This is a genomic window from Streptomyces sp. NBC_00162 (assembly GCF_024611995.1).
In the GTDB taxonomy this organism is placed as follows: domain Bacteria; phylum Actinomycetota; class Actinomycetes; order Streptomycetales; family Streptomycetaceae; genus Streptomyces.
The window spans coordinates 7,272,665-7,293,919 of the sequence record NZ_CP102509.1 but is presented as its reverse complement, the minus strand read 5'-3'; the positions used below and the strand labels follow the sequence as shown (position 1 = coordinate 7,293,919).

Annotated in this window: 12 protein-coding genes; 7 read left to right on the top strand and 5 right to left on the bottom strand. The window is 71.4% G+C overall.

Annotated features, from left to right (window positions below):
* Positions 1-146: 146 nt before the first annotated feature.
* From JIW86_RS33685 to JIW86_RS33670, 4 genes are all read right to left on the bottom strand, one after another.
* Positions 147-779, bottom strand: a complete 633-nt coding sequence (locus tag JIW86_RS33685; RefSeq protein ID WP_257557688.1) for a hypothetical protein — start codon at positions 777-779, stop codon at positions 147-149.
* Positions 780-787: 8 nt separating this feature from the next.
* Positions 788-2,479 (bottom strand): carbamoyltransferase N-terminal domain-containing protein, encoded by a 1,692-nt coding sequence (locus JIW86_RS33680; RefSeq protein ID WP_257557686.1) that lies wholly within the window; start codon positions 2,477-2,479, stop codon positions 788-790.
* 74 nt (positions 2,480-2,553) lie between these two features.
* The gene (locus JIW86_RS33675; RefSeq protein WP_257557684.1) at positions 2,554-3,036 is read right to left on the bottom strand and encodes a GNAT family N-acetyltransferase; all 483 of its coding nucleotides are present in this window, start codon (positions 3,034-3,036) and stop codon (positions 2,554-2,556) included.
* A 4-nt stretch (positions 3,037-3,040) separates the two neighbouring features.
* Positions 3,041-3,835 carry an SDR family NAD(P)-dependent oxidoreductase gene (locus JIW86_RS33670; RefSeq protein ID WP_215144856.1) on the bottom strand — a complete coding sequence of 265 codons (795 nt, stop codon included), beginning with the start codon at positions 3,833-3,835 and terminating at the stop codon, positions 3,041-3,043.
* 651 nt (positions 3,836-4,486) lie between these two features.
* On the opposite strand from JIW86_RS33670, the gene JIW86_RS33665 reads away from it, so the two are divergent.
* The 5 genes from JIW86_RS33665 to JIW86_RS33645 all read left to right on the top strand — a co-directional run bounded on the left by JIW86_RS33665 (position 4,487) and on the right by JIW86_RS33645 (position 11,564).
* Complete coding sequence (locus tag JIW86_RS33665) at positions 4,487-5,227, top strand: thioesterase II family protein (protein WP_257557683.1); 741 nt, start codon at positions 4,487-4,489, stop codon at positions 5,225-5,227.
* Between the two features lie 102 nt (positions 5,228-5,329).
* Complete coding sequence (locus JIW86_RS33660) at positions 5,330-7,021, top strand: ABC transporter transmembrane domain-containing protein (protein WP_257557681.1); 1,692 nt, start codon at positions 5,330-5,332, stop codon at positions 7,019-7,021.
* A gap of 49 nt (positions 7,022-7,070) precedes the next feature.
* Complete coding sequence (locus JIW86_RS33655; protein WP_257557679.1) at positions 7,071-8,861, top strand: ABC transporter ATP-binding protein; 1,791 nt, start codon at positions 7,071-7,073, stop codon at positions 8,859-8,861.
* A 16-nt stretch (positions 8,862-8,877) separates the two neighbouring features.
* A complete protein-coding gene (locus tag JIW86_RS33650) occupies positions 8,878-9,966 on the top strand; it encodes an ornithine cyclodeaminase family protein (RefSeq protein WP_215144864.1) in 1,089 nt (362 codons plus the stop codon).
* Positions 9,963-11,564, top strand: a complete 1,602-nt coding sequence (locus tag JIW86_RS33645; protein WP_257557678.1) for an amino acid adenylation domain-containing protein — start codon at positions 9,963-9,965, stop codon at positions 11,562-11,564. The genes JIW86_RS33650 and JIW86_RS33645 overlap by 4 nt, the downstream gene beginning before the upstream one ends.
* On the opposite strand, the gene JIW86_RS33640 is transcribed toward JIW86_RS33645, so the two are convergent.
* A complete protein-coding gene (locus JIW86_RS33640; RefSeq protein ID WP_215144868.1) occupies positions 11,540-12,376 on the bottom strand; it encodes a putative nonproteinogenic amino acid hydroxylase in 837 nt (278 codons plus the stop codon). The genes JIW86_RS33645 and JIW86_RS33640 overlap by 25 nt on opposite strands.
* A 198-nt stretch (positions 12,377-12,574) precedes the next feature.
* On the opposite strand from JIW86_RS33640, the gene JIW86_RS33635 reads away from it, so the two are divergent.
* Both JIW86_RS33635 and JIW86_RS33630 read left to right on the top strand, forming a co-directional pair.
* Positions 12,575-19,621: a non-ribosomal peptide synthetase gene (locus JIW86_RS33635; RefSeq protein ID WP_257557676.1), complete on the top strand. Its 7,047-nt coding sequence runs from the start codon at positions 12,575-12,577 to the stop codon at positions 19,619-19,621.
* Positions 19,611-21,251: a condensation domain-containing protein gene (locus JIW86_RS33630; RefSeq protein WP_257557675.1), complete on the top strand. Its 1,641-nt coding sequence runs from the start codon at positions 19,611-19,613 to the stop codon at positions 21,249-21,251. Before JIW86_RS33635 ends, JIW86_RS33630 begins: the two co-directional genes overlap by 11 nt.
* Positions 21,252-21,255: the final 4 nt, after the last annotated feature.

The window sequence follows — 21,255 nt, the reverse complement described above, 5'->3', positions numbered from 1 at the left end:
CACCCCTCAGTTGCCGCCGGAGCCCGAAAGGTTGCCGGGCACCCGCCGGAATGTCCGCTGGGGCCACACGATCGGGTTGGACCACCCCATCCCCGCTCCGCTGAGCGACGCTTCCGTACGCCCGGCCGTGCGCGGTGTTGTCCTCGTCAGAGGCGATGGAGATGCCTCAACACCGCGTGCGGCACGGCCATGTCGACGAAGGTCGCGGACGCCGGGCCCACCGCTCCGGCTCCGGCCGGGAGCACCAAGGCGGCGTCGAGCGCCGAGGCGAGAGCGGTGGCGGCCGATGTCGCAGCGAGGTGGCGGATGCCGCCGTCCTTGCCGTACGCGATGCTCGACACCACCGGAATCCGGCCACTGTCGAGGAACACGCGGAGCACCCCCGGATCGACCCGTACGTCCTCTCCCTCGCCCACCTCCAGCGTGCGGCCGTCCTCACCCGTGAGGCCGACCGCCAGCGTGGTGTGGTCGTTGAGGCTCCCCACCAGTCCCCGCTGTACGTATCCCGCGACATGGGTGCGCAGCGCAGCCGGGTCGTCGTCCAGCCATGCCGGGAGGTGAGGGCCGCCGTCGTGCACCAGGACGGTCCTCACCCCGCTGTACCGCAGGAACCCGATGTCACCGCAGAACGCGTGCCGCAGCTTGTCGTCGGCGAGCACGTGGTGCCCGGCCACCACGACCACGGTCCGGCCGTGCAGTTCCCTGATCCGGGGCAGGGTGGCGACGAGGGTTTCGGCCACGTCCTGGGCGGCCGGGTCGGGGTGTGCCTCCGGTGTCATGCCTCGGCTCAGCCGTCGGTCCGCTGATACAGCGTCCCGTCGCTCCAGATCCGGGCGACCCTGCCCCACTCGGCCGCGGAGGCCACGTCGGGGAAGAAGCCGTGCCCGTTGAGGTTGGCGCTGGTGTTGCACAGCACGGGGACACCGCTGAGCCGTTGATAGGCGGACAGTACGGCGAAGAGCAGGTCGTCGTCCGCCGGGCCGACCGTCTGGAGCCGCGCGGTGCCGTCCAGGTGGATGACCGCGGGGATCCGGTCCACCCATTCCGCCCGTACCTCGTGGTCGAAGAGCATGTGCGGGTCCGGCGTGCCGGGAGCGAAGATCTCCGGTGCATCGGCCTCGAGACAGATGGGGGCGACGGGCCGGTAGGGTTCGCGGTCCTTCACCCGGTTCAGCTCGTCCTTCATCGACGCGCTGACCGGGGCCGCGAGGATGCTGCGGCCGCCGAGTGCGCGAGGGCCGAGTTCGGCTCGTCCGTGCAGGACCACCACGGGCTCTCCGGACTCGTGGAGGATCGCGGCGAGTTCCTCCGGAGAGCATGCCGACTTCGACCAGCCGGCGGGCAGCTCGTCCGACGGCGTCAGCTCCGGGCCCAGGCGGGGGTTCCACGCGAGCGGTGCCAGGCCGTCGCGCTGTGCCCGGCCCAGAACGGCCGCTCCGATGGCGGAACCCGAGTCGTTGGGGAACGGCGGGACCCACACGTCACGGAAGTCCGGCGCCTCGCGCAGGGCACTGTTCCACTTGATGTTGAGCGCGCAGCCGCCGGCGAAGCACAGGTTCCACGGGCCGTCGCCCTTGGCGGCGCGGACCTTGGCGGTGATCCGTTCGACGAGGAGGGCCTCGAAGAAGGCGTGCACGCTCGCCAGGACGTCCTCGTCGCTGATCCCGTTCTCCGACACCCGGGCGCGGACCGCGGAGAAGAACTCGTGGATGGGAGGCACGGACCGCTCGAAGAGACTGCCGTACCCGCCGACCGTCGCGCGGTACTCCACGGAAGCCGGCTCATCGCTCTCGAAGACCCGGTGGAACTCCTCCCGCAGAACGGTGACGACGCTCTCGTCCACCCGGCCCAGCGCGATGTACGCCATGAGCTTGCCGGCGACCGAGAGGTCGTCGACCGTGGGTGACTGGACGGTTTTGCGGAAGGGCCCGAAGTGGTGTCCCGCGATGGCGTACGCATGGCCGATGAGGGGGAAGAGTTCGCCCAGGTTCTCCACGCCGCCGCGCGGGTCCGCCCAGTAGAGGCGGGGGAAGAGTCCGCCGTCCCAGACCAGGACGAAGGAGCCTTCGTCGCGCTGGGCGAAGGGGCTGGATGCGTAAGCGCTCGCCACGTGTCCCGCCGCGTGCGGGAAGCTCGTGTACGGATAGGTCCTGCCGTCCATCGGGAACGTGCCCGAGACGCTGGGCGAATCGAGCGCCGGGCACGCAGCCGACTCCCGGTAGGGACCGACCACGATCTCTGTGGGCACCCCCTGGTCCAGGAGGGAAACCGTTCCGGAAACGTCTCCGTCCCAGCCGTCGACGACCCACTGGTCGACGTCCTCCGGCTTGTAGCCGAAGTCGGAGAGGACTCCGGGGATCAGGCTGAAGTCGGCAACAGTGCTGTAGCGCAGACCGTTCCCCAGCTTCTCCATCTCAACACTGAACACGAGACGGTCGTCGTCGACCAGGGCGACGGCACCATCATGCGTGAGTTTCAACCCGCAGATTATCAACTGGGTTACTCCTTGGTCTGCTTGAGTCGGCACATGGGCGTGCTTCGGTTTCCGGACTGCTAGGAGGTGAGCCTCAACTGGTAGAGGCTGGATTTTCGGCCCGGACGGAAAAGAGTGCGCCATTCGTCACGGGTCTCGCTCGCCGGGACTTCTCTGAAGCCCAGCTTCCCGAACCATTCCCCGCCGTGCCGGGTCAGGGCCAGCAAAGAGCTGTAGCCCAGTTCTCTGGCGGTGGTCTCGGCAATGCCGACCAGATGCCGGCCGATTCCGCTGCCCTGCCGGTCGACCGCAATGCACAGGTTGTAGACGACCAGGCTGCCGCCGGACGGTGTCACCCCGGCGCAGCCGACCAGCCGGTCCCCTTCGCAAGCGACCACGAAGTCCTGCGATGTCGCGGCGATTTCGGCCAGCGGGCGGGCGACCAGCAGGCCCTGCTCGACGAACGGGGCGGAGAGCAGAGCGATCTGCTCCGCGTCCTCGGGGCGCGCGGGTCTTGCGACGAGCACGTCCGGCGCGGCCACACGCCGGGAGGCGGTCAGCACAGACTCACGCACCCTCCGCACCACCCGGCGGGGCGGGCGGGCTACCGGCGAAGCCGAGCCCGAAGTGCTGTTCGACCGGCATGAGTTCGATCATGTTGACGTTGACGCGGGCGGGCTGCGAGAGACACCAGGCCACCGCCTCGGCCACGTCGTCGGGGGTGAGCGGCTCGATGTCCCGGTAGAGCGCGTCGGCGCACTCCTCGTCCCCGTCGTAGCGGACCTTGGCGAACTCGGTCTTCGCCATACCCGGCGCCACGCAGCTCACCCTGACGCCCGTTCCCTGGAGGTCGACGCGCATGTTCAGCGACAGCTGGTGGACGAATGCCTTGGTGGCGGCATAGACGTTTCCGCCCATGTACGGGTAACTCGCCGCGATCGAGCCGATGTTCACCACGTGCCCGGACCCGCGGGAAACGAGCCGGGGAAGCACCAGGCCGCTGAGGTTCAGCAGACCGGAGATATTCGTGTCGATCATTTCGCGCCAGGAATCGGCACTGCCCGACTGAAGGGGGCCGAACCCCCGTGAGAGGCCGGCGTTGTTGACGAGCACCGAGATGTCACGGAATTCCGGAGGCAGCTCGTCGAGGGCCCGGGCCAGCCCTTCTCGGTCGCGGACATCGGCGACCACCGGCAGAATCGCTCCTGTGGAGTCCTCGTCCGCCAGGATCTTCAGACGGTCCGCTCTGCGAGCCAGAGCCACGACGGAGTAGCCCCGCCGGCACAAGACCTGTGCAATTCTCCTGCCGAAGCCCGATGATGCTCCCGAGACCACGGCTACGCCGCGCTTTTCCTGCGCCATGCACACCCCCTCGGCCCCGTTGCGCTGTATCGCCACGAAACCTTCACGCGTTCATCCCGCACCCCCGTCAGGGGTGGGGTTCTGGACACCTGCTTCGGCGGCATCGGGATCTCCTTGCACGCCGACCGGCCAGAGGTACGCCTCGTTACGTCGAAATACCCTGGCCGACAAGGCTCCAGGTCGACCGACCTCTTACCCGTAAATTCCTGGCCAGTGAATCACGAGCCGATGCGACTCAACCACGTGACCTACGGCACAACTCTCTGAACTCGAGGGCCCGATGAGGGCTCTTCCATTTCACTTCCAGCCGATCGGAAGCGGAGCTCTAGGCAGACTCGACCGGGATCATAAATGGTGGCGTGGAGAGCCCATGGGGAAGCCCATGGGGGCTGCGATGACGGACGGCCGATATTCACCTGTTGACATTCCAAGTCCATTCCGTGATAGGAATGTTGGCGACGAGGCTGGGGCCTGTGTATTTCGAATCGAGTTTCACTCGAGGGGCAGTGCAAGACGCCCGCTCCCCCAACTTCTCATACGGCGTCCACCGTTGAACGCCACCCTCGACTGACAAGGGAAACAGTGTGCCTCCATTCAGAAGCGTCGCATTCGCGTGTCCGTCTTAGCCCGGCTGTGAAGCCGGGGCCCCTCGTGGAGTGGGACCCGCCGCACACCGCGAAGGCGCTGCTGGTGTGCCTGCCCCACGCGGGTTCCGGCGCCTTTCAGTTCCGCCCCTGGCAGGAACTGCTCGGCCCGGACATCGCACTGCTGGCCGTACAGCTGCCGGGCCGCGAGAGCCGGTGGCGCGAGGAGCCCGCGACCGGCATGGCGGAGGTGCTCGACGAGCTGGCGCCGGCCCTCGCCGCCCGGCTCGACCTGCCCTACTTCGTGTTCGGCCACAGCATGGGAGCTCTGGTGGGGTACGAGCTCGCCCGCGCCCTGGGCCGGGAGCGCGGCCGGTGGCCCCGCGGATTCGTCGCCTCGGCCTGCCGGGCCCCGGACGACCAGGGCGAGCCCTCCGGCTCGCTTCGACTGACCGACCAGGAGCTCGTCGCCGAACTGGTCGCGGACGGCGCCGTGCCCGCCGCCTTGGCCGCCAACAGCCGCCTGGCCACGGCGGTGGCGCGACCCCTGCGCGGCGACATCGCCATCTGCGACTCCTACACGCCACCCGGCGAGGACACCCTCCTGCCCTGCCCGGTCGGTGCATGGCGCGGCCAGGACGATGCCGGCGTGACGGACGAACACATCCGCAAGTGGCGTGCCTGGTCCGCCGGTACCGACACCGTGCGGACCTTCCCCGGAGACCACTTCTACCACCACGCCGACCCACGCCACGTGACCGCTGAACTGAGGGCGTTCGTCCTCGGTCTGCTGCCACCGCACAGCTGACCGGGGACGCTCCCGAGCGTCCCCGACGGCACAACCGCTCAGTACCCCTCAGCCCCCGCCCGCCCCGGTCATCCGAGACGGGACCACCCCGAAGGATTCGCATTGCCAAGCAACGATCCGCTGCCCGAGCTGGGAGATCCGGACCTCCGATCGCCCCGGCACTATCTTCGATGGCTGATCGGCAGGCAGTCGAGCACACTGTTCCTCGGGGTGTTGTGGGGCTGCCTGTGGATGGCCAGCATGGGCCTGACCCCCTTCGCCATCGGCCGGGCCATCGACGCCATCTCGGAGCAGGACACCGACCGGCTGCTGGTCTGGACCGGCGTCATCATCGGGCTCGCCCTGGTGACCACCGCCGGCAGCGTCCTGCGCCACCGCTGTGACACGATCGGCCGGCTCAAGGCCAACTACCTGACCTTCCGCCTCGTGGCCGCGCAGGCGGTACGGCTGGGCGCGACCCTGCCCAAGCGGATCTCCGCCGGCGAGGTCGTGGCCATCGGCACGGCGGACATCACCCGCATCGGCGCCCTGCCCGGGGCAGTCGCCCGCGGCATCGGCAGCGCGGTCACCGTCGTGCTCGTCGCCATCGTGCTGCTCTCCACCTCGGTCACCCTCGGGCTGCTCGTCCTCATCGGCGTCCCCGTCCTCCTCGCGGGCACGGGCCCGCTGCTCAGCCCCCTGCACAAGCGCATCGGCAGTTACCGCGACCTGCAGGGCGACTTGACGAACCGGGCCGGCGACATCGTGTCCGGTCTGCGCGTGCTGCGCGGCATCGGCGGCGAGGCCGCCTTCGGCGAGCGCTACCGCAAGGACTCGCAGCGGCTGCGCCAGGCCGGCGTCCACGTGGCGAAGGTCGAATCGGTGCTGCCCGCCGCCGAGGTGCTGCTCCCCGGCATCTTCGTGGTGGCGGTCGTCTGGATCGGTGCCCGCCTCGCCGTCGGTGGCGGTCTCTCCGCCGGTGAACTCGTCGCGGCCTACGGATACGCCGCGTTCCTCATGCTGCCGATGCGTACGGCGACTTCTGCGGTGCAGTCGTTCGTCGGCGCCGATGTGGCGGCGCAGCGCGTCGTGCGGGTACTGGCCCTCGAGCCCGACGCCGGCTCCGACGCCGCACGGGCCGACCTCTCCGAGGCGCCCGACCTGTACGACGCGGACTCGGGGCTGCGGGTCCGGCCGGGGCTGATGACCGCGATCGCCGCCTCCACTCCGGAGGAGGGCGCCGAGATCGCCGAACGGCTCGGGCGCTACGCCCCGGGTCAGGTGACCGTCGGCGGCGTACCCCTGGACTCGCTGCCGCTGGAGCAGGTGCGCGACCTCGTCCTGGTGGCCCGCAACGACGACACCCTCTTCTCCGGTGTCCTGGCCGAGGATCTGGGCGGACGTTCGGAGCAGGTGCGGGCCCAGGCCCTGCACGACGCCAACGCGGAAGACATCGTCGAGGCCCTGCCGGACGGTCTGGACACCGTCGTCACCGAAGGGGGCTCCGCCTTCTCGGGCGGTCAGCAGCAGCGGCTGCGGCTGGCGCGCGCGCTGGCAGCGCAGCCCCAGGTCCTGGTCCTGGTGGATCCGACCAGCGCCGTGGACGCGCACACCGAATCGGTGATCGCCGAACGGCTCCACAGGTCCAGGGCGGAGCGCACCACCGTGGTCGTGAGCAACAGCCCGCTGTTGCTCGACCAGGCCGACGAGGTCGCCTACGTGGAGGACGGCAAGGTCGTCGTGACCGGTACGCACCGTGAACTCGCCACCGGTGCGTCCCAGTACGCCGCCGTTGTCATGCGGGAGGAGACGTGACCGTCACCGTCCCCCGTCCTTCCGACAGCCGCTCTCAGAGGAGTGCCCAGTGAGTCTTCCGGTAGCCGACGCGAAGACGGTCCGCCGTCACGTACGGGGCCTGGTGCGCAGCCATACCGGCCTGCTGAGCCGCACCGTGCTCTGGTTCGTCCTCGCCACGGTCTGCGGTCTGGTCGTGCCCGCCCTGCTGGGCCGTCTGGTCGGGCAGGTGGAGAAGGGCATCACCACCGACCAGGTGGACATCACCGTGCTGACGATCGCCGGACTCCTCCTGCTCCAGGCCGCGTTCACCCGCACTGCCCGCCTCCAGGGGGCCCGGCTCGGTGAGCTGGTCCTGGCCGACATCCGCGAGGGGTTCGTACGGCGGGTCCTGACCCTGCCCCTGCACACGGTGGAGAAGGCCGGGGCCGGCGATCTGCTGACCCGCAGCACCCGCGACGTGGATGCGCTGTCCAGCGCCGTACGCATGGGGGCGCCGTCGATCCTGGTGGCGAGCCTCTCGGTGGGACTGACACTGGTGGCGCTGGTCGTCACCAGCCCGATCATGGTCCTGCCGTGCCTCGTCGCCGTCCCGCTCATCGTCTGGTCGACCCGCTGGTACCTGGCACGTGCCCGGGAGGCCTACCTGGCCGAGGCGGCCGGCTATTCCGACCTCTCCCAGGGCCTCTCGGAGACGGTGACCGGCGCCCGCACCGTGGAGTCGCTGCACCGGTCCGGCCCGCGCATCCGCCGCACGGACGAGGACGTCGAGCGGGCGAACGGCGCGGAGCGGCGCACGCTGTTCCTGCGCAGCGTCTGGTTCCCGCTGATGGACTTCGGCTACGTGCTGCCGGTAGCCGCCACTCTGCTGTTCGGCGGCTTCTTCTACATCGAGGGCTGGGTGAGCCTCGCCGAGGTGACCGCCGCGACCCTCTACACCCGGGCCGTGATCGACCCGCTGGACGAACTCCTCGGCTGGCTCGAAGAGTTGCAGGTCGGTGATGCCTCGCTGGCCCGCCTGATCGGCATCGAGGCCGACGCCGGCCCGGCGAGCGACTCCGGCCGGCGGCCCGAAGGCGACCGGCTGGCCGCGGAAGGCATCGCCTACGCCTACCGGGCCGGTCACGACGTGATCGAGGACGTCAGTCTCAGCGTCGGATCCGGTGAGCGCATCGCCATCGTCGGCCCTTCGGGGGCCGGGAAGTCGACCCTCGGCCGCATCCTCGCCGGGATCCACGAGCCGCGTACCGGATCGGTCACGCTGGGCGGAGTGCCGGTCCACGAACTGCCGTTGGAAGAACTGCGCCGCCACGTCGCACTGGTCACCCAGGAACACCACGTGTTCCTCGGAACCGTGCGCGAGAACGTCGCACTGGCCGCGCCGGACGCCACGGACGAACAGGTGACGGCGGCCCTGGCGGCCGTGGCCGCCGAGGACTGGGTCCAGGCCCTTCCCAGCGGCCTCGACACGGAGCTGGGCACCGACGAGAACCCCGTGTCGCCCGGCCAGGCACAGCAACTGGCCCTGGCCCGGCTCGTCCTGGCCGATCCGCACACCCTGGTGCTCGACGAGGCCACCTCGCTGCTCGACCCGCGGGCCGCCCGCGACCTCGAGCGTTCGCTCGCAGGCGTGCTGCGCGGGCGCACCGTCATCGCCATCGCCCACCGGCTGCACACCTCTCATGACGCGGACCGTGTGGTCGTGATGGAGGCCGGCCGCATCACCGAGCAGGGAGCTCATGACGAGCTCGTCTCGGCGGGGGGCGCGTACGCCGGGCTGTGGGAGTCCTGGCACGGGCGCGGCCCGGCCTCTTCAAAATCCTCTGTTCCTACGCCTTCTTCGGACCAGCCCGCACACTGAGCGCCAGGAGAGACCCTTGCAAGCCGAGCGCACCCGCATAGTCGACGCCGAAGCCATCGCCACCATCGTCTCGAAGGTGGGACTCGGGCAACTCTACGATCTGACGATCGCCCGACTGGAAACCGTTCTCGCCACCGGCCGCGACGCACCGGTGGAGATGAAGCAGCGGGACGGATTCCTCATCGAGACACCCCATCTGGGTCTGCTGGAGTGGATGCCCGCGCTCCGGCACGGCGCCACGGTGTCCATGAAGATGGTCGGCTACAACCCGCACAATCCGACCAAGAACCAGCTGCCCACCATTCTGTCCACCTTGTGCGCCTTCGATGCGGACAGCGGCCACCTGCGGACGGTCATCGACGGGACCTTCGCCACCGCCATCCGTACGGGTGCGGCGTCCGCGCTGGCCAGCCGGGTGCTGGCGCGTCCGGACTCCGCGGTCCTCGGTCTCGTGGGCTGCGGCGCGCAGGCCGTGACACAACTGCACGCCCTGTCCCGGGTCTTCTCGTTCTCCGAGATCCTGGTGTGCGACGAGGACGTACGGGCGGAGAACTCCTTCGCGGCCAGGTCCCGGCTGCCTGCCGGGGCCGTACGGATCGCTCCGCTGGCGGAGGTGGAGGAGCGGGCCGACGTGCTGTGCACCGCCACCTCGGTCGCGCCGTACGCGGGCCCGGTCATCCGGGGAACCAGCCTCAAGCCCTGGGTGCACATCAACACCATCGGCTCCGACATGCCCGGAAAGACCGAGCTGCCGCTGGAACTGCTGCGCAACGCGGTCGTCGTCCCCGACCACGTGGCGCAGGCGCGAGCCGAGGGCGACTGCCAGCAGCTCGCTCCCGAGGAGATCGGGCCCTCGCTCGCCGAGATCCTCCTGGACCCGGAGGCGCACCGGAGGCTGTCCCCGGTCACCACCGTGTACGACTCGACGGGCCTGGCGCTCCAGGACCTCGTCATGGTCGAGGTGTTCGAGGAGCTCGCACGAGACCTCGGCGTCGGTCACCACATCGCCGTCGAGGCGACCGCCGACGACCCGCAGGACCCCTACTCGTTCCTGCCGGAGCCGGTCACCCGGTCCTGGGAGGGACAGCCGGGGGCACGGCGATGACCGCGGCGACCCCTCTCCCGGGGCACGCCGGGCCGGTGGTGGACACCGGTGTCTCCTCGGTCCTGGAGCTGATCGACCGCGAGGTGGCCGCGCACCCGGGGGCACCCGCGGTGCGCGAGCCGGGCCGGGAGGTCACGTACGCGGAACTCGACCGTCTCGCGGACACCGTCGCGGGCCGGCTCGGGAGTGATTTCGGCATCGGGCGCGGTGACACGGTGCTCATCGCCGCGCGGGCGGGCGCCGAGTTCACCGCGGCGGTCCTGGGCACGCTGCGGGCCGGGGCCGCCTATCTGCCGGTGGACACGACGTACCCGCCCGAGCGCATCGAGCAGATTCTGCGGGCGAGCAGCGCGGAGCTGCTGGTCATGGCCGATCCGGGGGCGCTGGACACCGGCGCCCCGGGGTTGCGGGCGACCGGTCTGGCGGGTCTGGTGGCACCGGATCCGGCGGGCAGCGCGGCGGCGGCGGTCCGCCGGGCGCCGGCGCCGGGGGATCCCGCGTACGTCATCTTCTCCTCCGGATCCACCGGCAAGCCCAAGGGCATCGTCCAGACCCACCGCTGCCTGGCCAACTTCATCTCCTGGCAGGTGGACGGCTCCGGGCTCGGGCGCGGACGGCGGGTTCTCCAGGTGGCACCGCTGACCTTCGACGTGTCGGTCCAGGAGATGTTCTACACGCTCGCCTCGGGCGGGTGCCTGCACGTGCCCGAGCCCCATGTGCGGCGCGATCCACGGGATCTGATCGACTTCGTCATCGACGAACGCATCGAGGTCGTCGACTTCCCGCAGTCGCTCATCGACGTGGTCATGACGCTGCCGACCAACTTCGAGCACGCCGCGGACCTGCGCCACATCATCAGCGCGGGCGAGACGGTCCGGGTCACGGAGGCTCTGGAGGGACTGCTGACGCGCCGGCCGGAGATCACCCTGCACAACCACTACGGGCCGGCCGAGAACCACATGGTGGCCAGCCACTCGATGAGCGGGGTTGCCGGCAATCTCGAGCCGAGGCCGCCGGTCGGGTCACTGGTGTGGAACACCTACGTCTACGTGCTGGACGAGGACGGCGTGCCGGTGCCCGACGGGGAGGTCGGGGAGGTGTACATCGGCGGTGCGGGGGTGGCCCTGGGGTACACCGATCCCGAGCTGAGCCGCACCGCGTTCGTGCCCGATCCGTTCCGTCCGGGCGAGCGGCTGTACCGCACCCGGGACCGGGGGGTGTGGCGGGCCGACCAGACGCTCCAGTTGCTGGGCCGGATCGACGACCTGATCAAGATCCGAGGCAATGCCGTGGAACCCCGGGAGGTGGAGGCGCGCCTCGCGGACTTCGCCGGGGTCAAGGACGCCGCGGCGTTCGCGGTGGTGCGGGCCGACGGGGCGGTGGAGCTGCACGCTGCTCTCACCGGTGATCCGCCGCCGGCCCCGGAACTGCGCCGGGCGCTGCTCGCGGCCTTGCCCGACTACATGGTGCCGGTGCGCTGGTGGCTGGTGGACGGCCTGCCCGTCTCACCCAACGGCAAGCTCGACCGCAAGGCCCTGCCCGGCCACGGGGCGCAGCCCCTGTCCCTGGTGCCTCACCAGTCGAAGTCCTCGCGGTAGCCGCGCTTCTCGATGCAGTACGTCCGGAACGCCTCGGCCTTCCGGACCAGTGCGTCGTCCCCGGTGCGCACGGCGGCTTCGATGAACCAGTCGAACGCCGCCGTCGCATCGGCCTGGCGCGTGAAGGGGACCGCGGCGAATTTCCGGAAGGAGGCGCGCAGGTTGGTGGCGTTCATATCGGCCGCGGAGGACAGCAGCTCCGCCACGTCGGCGTCCGAGACCGGAGGACGCGAAATGATGCGGACCGGCAGCTCGGACGGGATGGCGTTCTTGATTTCAATGGGGGCTTCGGCATCCGAGAAATCAAGGCACAGAGACAGCCTGGCGAGCGGTGAAACGCTCCGGGCCGAATGCGGAACTGTGGTGTGGATTTTCCAGACCTCGCCACGCCGGAGGTGATAGACGATGTCGTTCTCGGAATGCAGGGAGTCCTCGTCCGTGCGCAGGGGTATCTGAAGCCTCGTACCCGGCTCGGAGAATTCTAGAAAATCGACATGCGGCGCGAGAATTCCGTCACTGAGGCCGAATACACGTACCCACTGCAGCCTCTCGAGGGGGAAGTTGTCGGTGACGAGCGACATGATCCCGGGGAGCTTCTTGCCCAGCTCAGTAAGGGTGAGCTGGCCCTCGTAGGGCCGGAAGGCCGTGTCCTTGCCGCTTCCTCCGGAGTTCGCGAGGACATGCGCGGACCAGTAGCCGAAGGAGAATGCGTCGTACTCACCTCCGGCATCGTTTGAATCGATGACCGAAAGGTCTTCGGAAAGGTCGTAGGAATCGATCGGAAGCGTGGCGAGCCTTTGCGATTTGAGCATGCGAGATCCCGTCGGTTGGTGGGTGGATCGTGGTGCCGGACGTCGATGATCGGCAATCATAACGACCGGAGGAAGTGAGGGCAATGGTCGACTGTAGGCATCGGATTCATGATTGACAAGACTCATTTCCCTTGCGCAGGATCTTAAGGTGCCGTCAAGTTCTTCAGAACCATCGAAGGTATTGGGTGAGCGTACAAAATGCTGAGTGACAATGCCCTGAGTGAATCCTGGCTCGCCCGGTTGGCGGCCGGCCGCGGAGTTCCGTTCCTGGATGTCGTGTCCCCGGACGGAGCCACACCGGAATGCGTCCTGGAACCCGCGGTGACCGAGCGGCTGGACGCCCTGTCGGGAGGCGACGCGACCGGCCTCCTGCTCCTGACCGTCGCGGCCACCCGGCTCGCGCTGGCCGCCCTCGACGGGGAACCCCGGCATGTGGTCCTGGTGCCCGTGCCCACCCCGTCGCCCGGGGCGGGCACGGGGACCGGCGCGGACGCGGTGCCACGCGAGCTCGCGCTCTGCGCTCCCCTCGACCGCGCGGCACCGGCCTCGGCCTTCCTGATGGCGCTGCACACCGAACTCGAGTCCGCCCTGCCCCTCGCCTGGCCCGACCGGGAGGCGGTCGCCTCCCGACTGGCGCTCGCCGGTGTGCCCGTGGGCCGTGCTCTCGGCCGGCTCGGCGTCGTGTGCGAGGAGGCGGGCGGCAAGCTGCTGGAGCCTGTCGGCCTGTGCCTGACCCTGCGTCGGGCAGGCGGTCGGCTGACCCTGACCGCCGAGGCGGACGGCGAGCTTCCGGTGGCCGCGGCAGCCCTTCTTCGCTGCACGGCGGCCGCCCTCGAGGAACTCGGCCGCTCACCTCGGCGGCCGGTCACGGAGCTGGACGTCCTCGGTCCCGCACAGCGCGCCGAACTGGAGCGGTGGTCGGGCCTGCCGGTCGTGGCGGACTTCGCCGACGCGACCCTCACCGGCATCGTCGACGACTCCGCGGACCGCTTCCCGGACCGCGAGGCGGTGTCCGACGGCACCGTGGTGTGGAGCCACCGGGACCTGGCGCTGCGCTCGTCGCGCGCCGCGCGGTCGCTCACCCTCGACCACGGTGTGAAGCCGGGCGACCGGGTCGCGCTGCTGCTGCCCAAGAGCCCCGAACTCGTGCTGGCGGTGCTGGCGGTACTGCGGGCGGGCGCCTCGATGGTTCCCCTCGACCCCTCGCACCCGCCGGCGAGGGTCGCCCGTCAGCTGCGCCTGAGCGGGGCCGTCTGCGTCATCTCCGCAGAGGACGAACTGCCCGGACAAACGGACCTCCCGGTGGTGTCCCCGCAGGCCCTGGCCACCGCCGACGGCCCGGGTGCGGCGGCCGGACCGGATCCCGAAGACGAAGCCATCCTCTTCTTCACCTCCGGATCGACCGGCCTCCCCCGCCCGGTGGCGCTCACCCACCGTCAGCTCGCCCACAAGACCCTCGCCTCGGGGCGGCTCCTCGGTTTCGACGAGGAGAGCCGGTGCGCCCTGCTGTCGGCGGTGACCTCCGACGCCCTGACGTACCAGATCTTCACGACGCTCGCCGCGGGCGGCTGCGTGGTGGTCATGGACTCACCCCAGACGCTCTCGCCCCCGGAGTTCTGGGCGGCGACGCGACGCCTGCGCGTGAACGTCATCAACTGTGTTCCCTCCCTGCTCGCCGTGATGGCCGAAGGGCTGCCCGCCGGAGCCGCCGAAGAAGTCCGCATCTGCCTGCTGGGCGGCGACGAGATCCCGGCGGGGCTCCTGCCCCGGCTGGCGGACCGACTGCGCGTGGGCACCTTCGGCAACCTGTACGGGCCCACCGAGGCCACCATCGAGGCGACCACCTTCACCTGCCCCGGATCGGCCTTCCCCGAGTTGACCGCCGTCCCGGTCGGCAGGCCCACCGAGGGCTTCGGCGTGCTGGTGCTCACCCCGCACGGGGACCACGCGCCGCCCGGCATCCCCGGCGAGATCCACGTGCTCGGCCCCGGCGTGGCCCGTGGCTACGCCGATGACGAACCGACCGGCCCGGGGCGCTTCTGCGAGCTCCCCGCGCATCCCGGCGTCCGGGTGTTCCGGACCGGCGACTTCGGCCGCTGGAACCGCCGGGGCGAGCTGGTCTTCCTGGGCCGCCGGGACAACCAGATCCAGATCCACGGCAACCGGGTCGAGCTCGGCGAGGTGGAGGCGTCCCTCAGCGCCGTCCCGGGCATCGTCGCCGCCACGGTCCTCCCCTTCACCGCCCCCGCGGGACCGCCGGCAGTCGTGGCCGTCTACACCTCGGACCAGGGTCTCGAACCGGCCGACGTACGCCGCCGGCTGGAGCTGCGCCTGCCCGGCTACATGGTCCCGGGCCGCATCCTGCGACTCGACGAGCTGCCCGTCACCCTGCACGGCAAGATCGACCGCGTGGCCATCCTGGCCCATGTGGCGAGCCTGGACGGGCAGGTCTGGCAGTCTGCCGACGAAGCCGACCGCACCGCCGCCCGGATCTGGGCCGACGTGCTCGGCGCCGCGCCGCGCGCCGGGGACGAGGACCTCTTCGCGGCGGGCGGCCACAGCCTCACCGCCGCCGTCCTCGCGGGCCGGCTCGGCGCGGCTGCCGGCGGCGGCGTGATCACCGTCCGCGACGTGTTCACCGCCCGCACTCCCGAAGGGCTCGGCGCGCTGCTGCGCCGCGCCGCGGCCGACGGATCTGCGGACGCCGCCCCCCGGACGCCGTGGCCCGATGCCCCGGACCCCGTCCCCGCGAGCAACGCCCAGCGCCGGATGTGGTTCCTCGAACAGTACGAGGGCGGGGAAGTGCGCCCGTACAACATGGTGGAGGCCTTCCGGCTGCCCGGCGCCCACGAGGCGGCCGACGTGGCGCAAGCGCTGGAGCGGACGGTCCGCAGGCACCAGGCCCTGCGCACCGTGTTCCACGCCGACCCCGACGGCCTGCGCCAGATCGTGCTGGCTCCCGAGCGGGCCCGGCCCGGGCTGCGGGTCCACCGGGCGGGCGCCGAGGGCGCCGCCGGTCTGCTGCGGCGCATCGCCGATGCGGAGCAGCGCCACGTGTTCGACCCGGCCGAGGGTCCCCTGCTGCGTGCCCACTGGATCGTCGAGGACGGGCGCCCCGGCGGCACGCTCCTGCTGTCCGTTCATCACAGCGTCTGCGACGGCTGGTCGTTCGCGGTGATCCTGCGCGACCTCCAGCGGTTCCTGAACGGCAGGCAGCAGGTACCGGAGCCCACTCAGTACGGTGCGTACGCGCTCGGTGAGCACGCCCGCGGGGACGACGCGCAGAGCAGCGCGTTCTGGCGGCGCACCCTGGACGGCGCGCCGAGCGTGGACCTGCCGCTCGACCGTCACCGGCCGACGGAGCGCAGTTCGGCGGCGGGCACGGTCCGGCTGACGCTCGGCGAAGGCACGACCCGGTCCGTGCAGGACCTGTGCCGGCGGCTCGGCACCACCTCGTTCACGGCGATGGTGGCCGCCGTCCGTGTCCTTCTGCTGCGCTGGAGCGGGGCCGGCGACATCGTGCTGGGCACGGTCGTCTCGGGCCGTGACCGTCCCGAACTGGCCGACTCGGTGGGGCTGTTCGTCAACACCGTGGCGCTGCGCACCGCGATCGCGCCGGAGCTCGGTTTCACCGATGTGGTCGCCGCGGTGGCGGCGCACGCGCAGGAGGTCCGCGCCCACGAGGAGTACCCGTTCGAGAACCTCGTGGAGGCGATGGGGCGCGAACGGATCACGGGACGCAATCCGCTCTTCGACGTGCTGGTCGAGGCCTCCGTCTCCGGTACGGACCCGCTGGGCACCGAGGAGGGCCCGGCGGTCGAACACATCCGGCTGGACAGCGGCGCGGAAGGGTTCGACCTCTCCTTCGCCTTCAGCGAACCCGGCCCGGACCGTCCGATCGAGGTGGCTGTCACCTACCGCGAGGACGTACTGGACGCGGGGACCGCGCACCGGCTCGCCGGCCAGCTGGACCGCCTCCTGACCGCGCTGGCGGACGCCCCCGAGGCCCCCGTCGGCACGGCCCCCCTGCTGCCCGACGCACAGCGGGCCGCGCTCATAGCGGCCGGTACCGGGGAGAGCGCCTCTGCCGAAGGCTCCGCGGGCACGCTCCTCGACCTCGTACTCGCCCAGGTGCGGCGCGCGCCCGAGGGCCGGGCGGTCGTCTGCGGCGACCGTGTCCTGACCTACCGCGAACTGGACCGCCGGGCCGATGCCCTGGCCGCCCGGATCGCGGCGGTGGCGCCGACCGGCCCCGACCGCGTGGTCGCGGTGCTGTGCGAGCGTTCCGAGTGGATGCCGGTCGCGTTGCTCGCCGTACTCAAGACCGGTTCGGCGTTCCTTCCCCTCGATCCGCAGCAGTCGCCGGCCCGGCTGGCGCGGGTGCTCCGCGACAGCGGGGCGGTCGCCGCCGTCACGTCGGCGGACTTCACGCGGACCACGGCCGCCGAGGGCCTGCCCACGGTGACCGTCGGCGACGCGCCCGAGGCCGCCGCGGTCCGGGACGAGCCACGACCGCTCCACCCCGCCGACCTCGCGTACGTGGTGTACACCTCCGGCTCCACCGGAACACCCAAGGGCGTCATGGTGGAGCACCGCGGGATAGTCAACTCCGTCCGCTTCCGCATCGACCACTACGGCCTCGATGCCGGTGGGGCGGTCCTCCAGGTCGATCCGATCCACGCCGACGCCGGCATCGCCGACGTGTTCAGCGCGCTCGGTTCGGGCGCACCCATGGTGATCGTCACCCGGGAGCAGCTGCTCACGCCGGAGGATGTGGCCGCGGTCGTGCGGCAGCACCCGATCCGCCATGTGCTGCTCGTGCCGAGTCTCTACCAGATGCTGCTCGACGAGGTCGGCCCGGCGTTCCGCGAGGTGCGCGAGGTCGTGCTCGGCGGGGAGCGGGTCACCCGGGCGCTCGCCGCCCGGCATGCCGAACTCCTCCCCGGCGTACTGCTGTTCAACGAGTACGGCCCGGCCGAGGACAGTGTGGTGACCACGGTGGAGCCGGTGGACGTGACAGGGGCCCCCGGCACGCCGGATACCCGGTCCGGGACGGCTTCCGGTGACGCCTCGATCGGCCGCCCGCTGCCCGGCAAGTGGGTGGACCTGCTCGACGAGCGGGGCCGGCTGGTGCCGCTGGGCGCTCCGGGCGAACTGTGCATCGGCGGAGCGGGCCTGGCCCGCGGCTACCTCGGCGACCCCGAGCTGACCTCCGCCCGCTTCGTGACCAGCCGGGTACGCCCGGGAGAGCGCATGTACCGCACCGGCGACCTGGCCCGACGGCTGCCCGACGGACGCCTGGAGTACCTGGGCCGGGCCGACGACCAGCTCAAGATCCGGGGCAACCGGGTCGAGCCGAACGAGGTGGCCGCGGTCCTCGCCGAAGCCCCCGGTCTGCGCAACGCAGCCGTGCTCCCGACCACCGGCGCCGAACCACGGCTGGTCGCCTACGTGGTCGGTGAGGCGGACTCGGCGGCGCTCCGCCGGCACCTCGCGGAACGGCTGCCCGCCTACATGATGCCCGCCGCCTTCGTGTACCTGCCCGCCCTCCCGGTGGCCGCGGGCGGCAAACTCGACCGCCGGGCGCTGCCCGCGCCGGACGAGGCCCTGGCCGCCGCGGAATCCCCCGCTGCCGCCCGGCCGTTCACCCCGGCCGAGCAGCACGTGGCCGACGTGTGGGCGCAGATTCTGGAGCGTCCCGTCACGGACCCGGACGCAAACCTGTTCGAGCTGGGCGGCCACAGTCTGACCGCCGCGCGCATCGCGCACGCCCTGCACGTCAAGGTGCGCACCGTCTTCACCTTCCAGACCGTGGCCACACTCACCGCGGCACTGGAAGGGCAGTCGGCGAACCCCGCAGCGGAGCGGGGCCCGGTCGCGGGGCCGTCCTCGGAGGGCGGGTTCCTGCCGCTGTCCCGGGCACAGCGCCGCGTCTGGCTGACCTCACGGTGGGCGGGCTCGGACACCTTCATCATCTCCGACCTCGTACGGCTGGGCCGCCGGATCGATGCCGGCGCACTCCGCAGCGCCCTCGATGCCGTGGTCGAGCGCCAGGACATGCTGCGCGCGCAGGTCCTGCCCCGGGGAACGGACGCGGAGCTGACCGTGCTGGACCGGCTGCCGTACGGCGCACCGCTGGTCGTGGTGGATCTGCCCGGCGCGGACCCCTCCGGGCCGGAAGTCGCGGCCGCACTGCAAGACGCCCGGCGGGTCGGCTTCGCCCTCGACAAGGCGCCGCTGTTCGAGGTGCGGCTGCTCGCGGGGCCCGTCGGCGGTGATCTGCTCACTGTCACCGCACACCACCTGATCTACGACGGCGCGAGCGTCGACGTGCTGCTGAGCGACCTGTTCACCGCGTACGAGCAGGCCGTCGCGGGCGAACCGCCGCGACTCCCCCGACTCCCCTACAGCTACCAGGAGTGGGTCCGCGAGGAGCAGGAGTGGCTGGCCGGTCCCGAGGCGGAGCGCCAGCTGGAGTTCTGGCGGGAGCGGCTGAGCGGCGTCGCGGAAGGGCCCGATCCCGTGGACCCGGCCCGCCGCCGCAGCCGCCGGGGCCGGACCGGACAGGTTCACCGGTCCCTGCCCGCAGACGTACTCAACGGCGCCCCCGCGACCCCGTTCGCGCAGGTGGTCACCGCGTTCGCCCTCACCGTGCACCAGCACACCCGGGCCACCGACCTCGTCGTCGGTTTCGCCGCGGGACTCCGCCACCGGCCCGAGGCAGACGCCCTGATCGGCTACCTGGCCAACGCGGTGCCCCTACGGGTCACGCTGGACGACGCGGTGACCGGACGCGAGTTGCTGCCCCGGGTCCAGATCGGGATCCTCGAGGCCTACGAACACTCCCGGCTGCCCTTCGACGTGCTCGCCCAGCGGCTGGCGCTGCGCGCGGCACCCGGCCGCAGCCTGCTGCTCGACCTGGGCGTGAGCTGGGAGAACGCGGGCCTGGGCCCCGAGAGCCACGTGGTCGAGGACCTGCCGGCGAACGACCTGCCCGCGACCAGTGACCTCTGGCTGTACGCACGCATCAAGGGCGACACCCTGCACCTCGACCTCACCTACGACGACAACCTGCTCGAGGAGGCGGAGGCCGGCGCCTACGCCGATCATGTCGCCGCGGTGCTGCACACCCTGGCCACCGGCCGGCCCGTACCGCCCCCCGGGCTCCCGTCACCGACCGTGCCCCCGACCCCCGAGCCGTCCGCACCCGGCCCTGTTTGGAGCGACACACACTATGACTTCTGACACCGCCCTCAGGCACACGGACGACCCGGCCATGACCGGACCCGACCTGACCCAGCGGCTGTGCGAGCTGTTCGCCACGACACTCGAAGTGGACGACGTCACTGCGGACACCGACTTCTTCGTCGCCGGCGGACACAGCCTGTCCGCGCTGGACCTCGCCGTGGCCGTGGAAGTGGCCTTCGGCGTGCGGGTCCGCGTACGGGACATCTTCGACGCCGCCTCGCCCGCACTGCTCGCGGCCCGGCTGGCCGAACTCGCCCCCGGAGCCGTGGAACCCGCCGAGCCGTCCGCCTCCGCCTCGCGCCCACAGCCCGCCACCGCGCTGCCCGGAACCGAAGTCGCCGAAGCCACGCGCTGGCTGTGGCTCGAACGGCAGCGCGGGGACGGCGACTCCGGGGCCTACACGGTGCCCTGTCTGCTGGACGGCGAGGGTGCCGTGGACATCGACAGGCTGGCGGCGGCGTGGGCCGGCCTGGGCCGGCGCCACCCGGCGCTGCGCACCGTCTTCGTCGAGGCCCAGGGCGAACCGCGGGCGCTGGTCACCGCCGACCTGCCGCCGCTGGAGGTCATCGACCTGCGCGGGGACGACCCGGCCGGGACCCGGTTCGACTCCTTGGTGGACGAGCGCCTCGCAGTGCCGTTCGACCCGTCGGCCGGTCCGCTCACCCGGACCACCCTGTTCCTGCGCGCCGACGCCCGGTGGTCGCTCCTGCTGCTCGCGGACCACCTCGTGTGCGACGGACGCAGCCTGGAGGTCCTCGCCACGCAACTCGTGGCCGCCTACGCGGACCCGGCTGCCGTCGGGCCGCCCGAGGACCGGCCCGCTCACCGCCCGACCGATCAGGAGGCCGCGCTCGACCACTGGCGTGGCGTGCTACTCCCCCCTCCGGCGCCGCTGCCCCTCCCGGTGCGCGGTCCGCGGACGCAGCGGGCAGGCAGCGCCACCGGCATCGCCGTGCGGGAGATCGGCCCGGACGTGCTGCGACAGCTGACGCACCTGGGCAGGCGTCACCACGCGGGCTCGTTCGTACCGCTGGCCGCCGCCGTCGCCCGTACCTTGGCGGGGATCACGGGCAGCACCGACATCTGCCTGGGCACCCCCGTGGACCGGCGGGCCCGACTCGGTGCGAACGACGCGATCGGCTTCCACGTCGCGACCGTCCCGCTGCGGCTCGAAGTCCGGGACGGGATTTCCGCGGACGACCTCGTCCAGCAGGTCGCGCAGCGCACGGTGGACGCGGTGGACCACAGCGAGGTGGCCTTCGACACGCTCGTGGCGGCGCTCGCTCCACCGCGGTCCCCCGGACGGCCGCCGTTCTTCGACGTGTGGGTGGCCCTGTATCCCCGCATCGACACGGGACCGTGTCCGCCGGACGGGATCGCCCTGCGCGGCGGGCCGATACCCCAGCGCGTCGGCATGTTCGAGCTGTCCTTCCAGTTCGTGGAACACGCGGACGGCATGCGGCTGTGGCTCCAGTACGACACCGAGCGCTACGCCGCGGACACCGCCGAGCGGATGGCCCTGCGGCTCGAAGACGAAGTGGCCCGCCTCCTGCGGGACCCCGCGGAGCCCGAACCCGAAGCGGCGCCGGAGCACCGGGCCTTCGGCGGCTTCCGGTTCGATGCCTGACCCG